Below are 5609 nucleotides of genomic sequence, written 5' to 3'. Positions count from 1 at the left end.
CTTTCCTTCAGACTGCTGCTCGCGCAAAGCGGCCAGCCCCTTGGGTTCGCTCGCAAACCAGTACCACTGCGCGTCCGTCCCGCCCGCGCGCAGGATGAACTGCGAGAACTGGAGCGAGCAGATGGCGCCAAGGATGATGAGCGCCATGACGCAGGCCACGCCAATGGCGCAATACGCCAGCAGCTCAGCGAGTGTGACCGAGGGCGCCAACTGCCGCGCCGGAAGTGCGACCAGAGCCACGAGCGCCATTGCTGCGACGAGCAACTTGCCGAGGAACACGATCTTTCCGCTTCGAGTGCTCATACGTTTCTCCGATGAGTCTTAACGTCGGACTTGACCGGCGCACAGGAAGCGCGTGCGCAACGCGCACGGACGGACTTGTGCGTCCGTGTCGAAGGACCTGTTATGTCTCATGACGGAGCAACCCCATAAACAATGAATCGAAGTACTCGCCATTGACTCGGAAGGCGTCGCGCAGCGTCCCTTCGACGGTGAAGCCTAGCCCTTCATAGAGCCGCTTTGCTCTAACGTTGTCGGTGCGCACTGTAAGTTCGATTCGCGTGAACCCTTTCGCCCACGCCCGTTCGAGCGCTTCCGCCATTAGCGCAGCTCCTATCCCGCGGCCTCGATACTCTGGGATGAGTCCGAGACCTATGGTGCCCACATGGGCGCGAGCCTCGCCATTCGTTGGCAAAACGTCGCACCACCCGGTTACCCTTCCGTCCGCTACAGCGACGACGGCCGGGCATTCGCGCTCAAGAATATTGCGGTAGAACGCAATCGCCTCCTCCAACGGGGGTGCCTGGAGGAATGCCAAATACCGACCCTCGCGCGCCACCGCATCAAGCACCTCGCGCAGTTGCGAAAAGTGCTCATCTCGCAGTGGAACAATGTCAGCTCTCATGAGACATAACGTCGGAAATCACCGGCGCCCGGGAGGCGTAACCGCGCAGCGGCTAGTACCTGGGCGTCCGTGTGCATTGACTTGTTATCGGATACCGCCCTGGCCAAGGCCAAACCAACGTTGAGTGCCGACCGGCCACTTGCTGCCACCACGGCGCCCAGTGCGCGGCGGTATTGAGGAGTCGCCGGAGCGCTACCAGGCTGAACCGCTGCCAACCCGAACGCCCGGGATGGCCCCCCAGAGAAGTGAAGCGGCTTGAGCGCGCGCGCACTGGAACCCACCCACGCGGAACAACCCGGTTGCCAAAGCAGGCTACCGCGACCATGCGTGCCAGAGGACTGCCCGAGCACCGCGCACGCACCGTCAACAGCCAACCGGCCGCGGCGCGAGCTATTCCGGCGCGACGACGAACGAACCGCCGTCCAGGCAACGTGCGCGAATGCAAACGACTTCCTCATTGCCTCGACCGATAACGTCGGAAATCACCGGCGCCCGGGAGGCGTAGCCGCGCAGCGGCTAGTACCTGGGCGTCCGTGTGCATTGACTTGTTATCGGATACCGCCCTGGCCAAGGCCAAACCAACGTTGAGTGCCGACCGGCCACTTGCTGCCACCACGGCGCCCAGTGCGCGGCGGTATTGAGGAGTCGCCGGAGCGCTACCAGGCTGAACTGCTGCCAACCCGACCGCCCGGGATGGCCCCCCAGAGAAGTGAAGCGGCTTGAGCGCGCGCGCACTGGAACCCACCCACGCGGAACAACCCGATTGCCAAAGCAGGCTACCGCGACCATGCGTGCCAGAGGACTGCCCGAGCACCGCGCACGCACCGTCAACAGCCAACCGGCCGCGGCGCGAGCTATTCCGGCGCGACGACGAACGAACCGCCGTCCAGGCAACGTGCGCGAATGCAAACGACTTCCTCATTGCCTCGACCGATAACGTCGGACGTAACCGGCGACCACGGAAAGGCGCGGCGCAGCCGCGGAACGGCTTTGGGCGTCCGCGTTGACGGACCTGTTAGGCAGCACTTGCACGCACCCTTTCCATCGCAACCTCGGAGACCCGAAATCCGAGCTTTTCGTAAAACGAGACCAGCCCAGGCCGTTGTGCGCGGAGAACCCAAGTCATTTCCGGATTTTCGCCCATCGCAGCTCGCACCAGCGCCGACCCAATGCCACTTAATCGGTGGTCCGCGTGCACCACGAGCATCGAGAAATACCCGTTACTCAACCCGTCGGTGAGCGCTCGAATGAATCCGACAACTTGCCTCTGATCGATCGCAACCAATGCAATCTGCGACTGGGAAATCAAGTGGCGGAATCCCTCAGGATCGGAAACCCGATGGGACCAACCGGCCCGCGCAAGAAGAATTCTTGCCTCTTCGATTTCGCTTGGTTCGATCGCGCGGATATCCATGGTGCCGCCTAACGTTGGAGGTAACCGGCGACCAATGAACGGCGCGGCAAGGCCGCGGGACGACCTTGGGCGTCCGCGTTGACGGACCTGTTAAGGCTTAGCCGCATCTCGCTTCGCGATCCACAAAAGCAGCGCAGCGTCAGCACCACCAATTTCGACTACGCGCGTGCCGTGCATGAGGGCACCGAGGCCGTGCTCGTCATCCCAAGTGCAACCCAACTCAAAGCCAACGTAAGGCATGCCGTCCTTTTGCAGTGGATGCACATTGACAGAGTGCAACCCAATCAACCCGCGGAAGTCCTCGACCGAAGCGACCTTGGGCATGTACTGCCCCGCCTCTTCCGCCGAATAGCCGTACTGATCCTGGAGTGAAGGGTACTCGGCCAGCAAGGCCGAGAGAAGTGCTAGAGAAACCGAAGCTTCGTTCTCAACGAGCCAGGCCACACTTGCGACTTCGGCGTCGGTCAATGGTTCAGTTCCCCGTCCTTCTGGCGCAAATACGATGCGCACGGAGCCATCAGAAGGTTCAGCAGAACTCTGCGACCCGTAGGCACCATGCCTCGTTTGAAAGCCGTTCCAAGAAGGCAGCACCGCATTTGCGGTCCACCAGAGGTCGTGTTCCAGGTCGAAGTGAAGGTGCGAGCTAGGCATGCTGAGCCTTAACGTCGGAATTGACCGGCGGACAGTAGGCTGGCGAAGCCAGCCGATAGGACGTCCGCGTCGAATGACTTGTTAGACATCACCTACCCCTCTTGCGAGACGCCTTAGCAGGTAAGTGGCGCCTAGTCCGAGGCTGCGTAAGCTTTGCACACCCGTCCTCAATAAGCTTGATGAAGTCTCGGGCGTCGGAAAAGTAGTTCCGGAACGCAATGCGGACCTCATCGCTCGTATCAGCACGCACCAAAACGATGTCTCGATCCGGCATCTCCTTCTCGAGTTCGAAAAGCGCACGAAGAGCGTCGGGCGCTTCTCGGTACATCTTGACCTCAAGTTCTCCAGTGGCAGACATGATGAGGATCGCGTTCCGCTTCGCCGAGACTGCCTTGTCAGTTGCGTTCAGACCTCGAAGCATTCGCAACAGGTGGAGTTCGCCATCCAGAGCCAAGAATTCCTTTACGAGTTCTCGATCTGAGAGATCAGGGACCGGCCCCTTAGAACCTTCATGCGCGCGGGCGAGAACTTCGCTCGCGAGAGCCATTGCTCGCTCATACCGATGGTCGCCCTTTTGGAACTTCGGCTGGCTCTCAGTCACGAACCCGATCACTTCCACAGCTGTAGCCCACGCATGCTGCACGAGGGTACGGTACTGAATTTCGACGTAGAGTCCCGCAAGGCCTTTTCCGACATCGGAGTTCACGTCGTACTCGTAGATGTCGTGAACCCCGCGATAGCCCGTGTCCTTCGGCTGCTTTATGTAGTCGTACTTGTCGAGATCGTTCCGGCGCTTGTGATTGAAGCGAGCCCGGTGGAAGTCGTCTCGAAAGGCGTACAGATCCTTCAAGCGCCGAAAAATGAGGCGGCAGCCTGCAACATCATCCATTCGGGCAAGTTGCATCTGAGGAAACCTGAGCAGCTTGTCGAAGATCGTCCGCTTCCGTTTGTGGCGCTGAGCCACGGCGATTCCTGTATCCCTCGTCCGATTTCGGAGGATCGCCTGAAAGGTATTCAAAACGCCGCGATGCGCTGCACGCCATTCGTCGATGACCCCAAGGTCCTCTTCGGTCGCGGTGCCATCGCGAACAGCGCTCCCAGCGCGATTCACTCGTTTCTTCGAGCCGCCGGGGAAGAGTGATTCAGTCTGCGCCATTGTGATGTCTAACGTCGGACGTAACCGGCGACCAATGAACGGCGCCGCTCTGCTGCGGGACGACTTTGGGCGTCCGCGTTGACGGACCTGTTAGACCGCACGTTCACCCCTCTGCATGTTTGGGAAGAAATTTTGACTCCAGACTCTTGAAGCCAGCCAGGGCCCCTAAGAACGCCGGACACATGATCAGCGACAGCAGGACAAAAAAGAATGCAGAAACGACACGGTGTCCGCCGAGCGACGAAGCAGCCATACCAGCAACCGCGGCCACTGGGCCCCATTTGGCCACCCGCGATTCGATAACGCCTTGTTGGTCGCCCGCCAACAACTTTAGCAGCGCCTGAGCTCGATCCGCAGCACTGTGCTGAAGATCGGAAATTGCAGCACAAGCCACACGAAAGCGCTCGCCCGAGCGTCGCACGTAAATGACCCAGGACACGGCAAAAATCAAGATTGCGACAAGGATAAGCGAAGGTGCAACCTCAGCGTACTGATATTGGTCTTGCGGGATCAAGAGTGCATCCCATCCCATCCAACCCATTGCTACGCATACGACCAATCCTCCGAGTTGGGAAGATCTCAGAATGGCTCTTACGTCGTTCTCATTCTGGCGTAGCGAAAACAAATTCGCGATCGCAAACACGAATAATCCACCAAAGACGCCAGCGGTTAAGTACATGTAGCCTCCACCGAACGCGAGCTCTTCCAATAGACACACCCCACCGAATAGCAGTGACGCCCACACCATTCGGCGCGCGTTCGCCAAAGCGAGGACAACGACCGGCCATTGGGAGTGCTGCGTCACAGTGCGGTCTAACGTCGGACGTAACCGGCGACCAAGGACCGGCGCAGCGCAGCTGCGAGACGGCTTTGGGCGTCCGCGTTGACGGACTTGTTAGGCTGCATTGCGCTGCGCTCCTGGGCAAACCTTTGGACGTCTGGTCATTAGACCGAGCGTAAGGCAGAACACTATGCCAGCGAACGCTCCCACGACGGCAGCCGCGCCCACGTGATTCCACAAGAATTCCCAACCAGCCGTGGTGGGGACGCCGTGATTTGTGACAGTGACGGAGGTTAGTGCTGTGGCATCAAAAATCTGAGCTTCGGCACTCCCTGGATCGAAGGAAAACAGTATGACCCCCGCAGTCACGGGCATTGCTGCAACTAAGCCGCCAACACAGGCCGACCAGTACCACGACAGGCGTTGGAATCGCATGAGCAAAAGGAATGCCGGAATCGCGAACAGGGCAAACGGGATACACATGAGGCCAAAGGTCAATAGCAGTTGCAGGCAGAAGAGCCATCCACCTATCCCTTCCGCGAGCAGTCCGCCGCCGGCTGCGATGGAGGCCGTGATAAGTGCCGCCGCAGCGAGCGCACTACCGCCCGCTGCGATCAGAATGGGCAAAAACCGCTTCATGCAGCCTAACGTCGGACGTAACCGGCGCACAAGGAACGGCGCGGCGCAGCTGCGGGACGACTTT

General features: G+C 59.9%; 7 protein-coding genes. All 7 read right to left on the bottom strand.

Annotation, left to right across the window (positions count from 1 at the left end; all coding sequences use genetic code 11):
- The coding region (locus tag ACFPOE_RS21985; protein ID WP_376852481.1) for a hypothetical protein at window positions 1-303 on the bottom strand (303 nt) is incomplete at its 3' end.
- A 100-nt stretch (window positions 304-403) separates the two neighbouring features.
- The gene (locus tag ACFPOE_RS21980; RefSeq protein WP_376852480.1) at window positions 404-904 is read right to left on the bottom strand and encodes a GNAT family N-acetyltransferase; all 501 of its coding nucleotides are present in this window, start codon (window positions 902-904) and stop codon (window positions 404-406) included.
- 1015 nt (window positions 905-1919) lie between these two features.
- On the bottom strand, window positions 1920-2318 hold the full coding sequence (locus ACFPOE_RS21975; RefSeq protein ID WP_376852479.1) for a GNAT family N-acetyltransferase: 399 nt from the start codon (window positions 2316-2318) through the stop codon (window positions 1920-1922).
- A 90-nt stretch (window positions 2319-2408) separates the two neighbouring features.
- Window positions 2409-2969, bottom strand: coding sequence for a DUF6985 domain-containing protein (locus ACFPOE_RS21970; RefSeq protein ID WP_376852478.1), 561 nt, complete (start codon window positions 2967-2969; stop codon window positions 2409-2411).
- An 88-nt stretch (window positions 2970-3057) separates the two neighbouring features.
- Window positions 3058-4125 carry a RelA/SpoT domain-containing protein gene (locus ACFPOE_RS21965; protein ID WP_376852477.1) on the bottom strand — a complete coding sequence of 356 codons (1068 nt, stop codon included), beginning with the start codon at window positions 4123-4125 and terminating at the stop codon, window positions 3058-3060.
- A gap of 103 nt (window positions 4126-4228) precedes the next feature.
- A complete protein-coding gene (locus tag ACFPOE_RS21960) occupies window positions 4229-4804 on the bottom strand; it encodes a hypothetical protein (RefSeq protein ID WP_376852476.1) in 576 nt (191 codons plus the stop codon).
- Between the two features lie 216 nt (window positions 4805-5020).
- Window positions 5021-5609 (bottom strand): hypothetical protein (locus tag ACFPOE_RS21955; RefSeq protein WP_376852475.1); only part of this gene is annotated, 589 nt, incomplete at its 5' end.

Source organism: Caenimonas terrae (genome assembly GCF_042655405.1).
Taxonomy (GTDB): Bacteria; Pseudomonadota; Gammaproteobacteria; order Burkholderiales; family Burkholderiaceae_C; genus Ramlibacter; species Ramlibacter terrae_A.
Note: the sequence above shows the minus strand (reverse complement) of the source record. Positions and strands in the feature narration are given on the sequence as shown.

Coding starts and splice junctions, on each gene's coding strand:
- ACFPOE_RS21980 (WP_376852480.1), bottom strand. CDS start 904: ATGAGAGCTGACATTGTTCCACTGCGAGATGAGCACTTTTCGCAACTG.
- ACFPOE_RS21975 (WP_376852479.1), bottom strand. CDS start 2,318: ATGGATATCCGCGCGATCGAACCAAGCGAAATCGAAGAGGCAAGAATT.
- ACFPOE_RS21970 (WP_376852478.1), bottom strand. CDS start 2,969: ATGCCTAGCTCGCACCTTCACTTCGACCTGGAACACGACCTCTGGTGG.
- ACFPOE_RS21965 (WP_376852477.1), bottom strand. CDS start 4,125: ATGGCGCAGACTGAATCACTCTTCCCCGGCGGCTCGAAGAAACGAGTG.
- ACFPOE_RS21960 (WP_376852476.1), bottom strand. CDS start 4,804: ATGTACTTAACCGCTGGCGTCTTTGGTGGATTATTCGTGTTTGCGATC.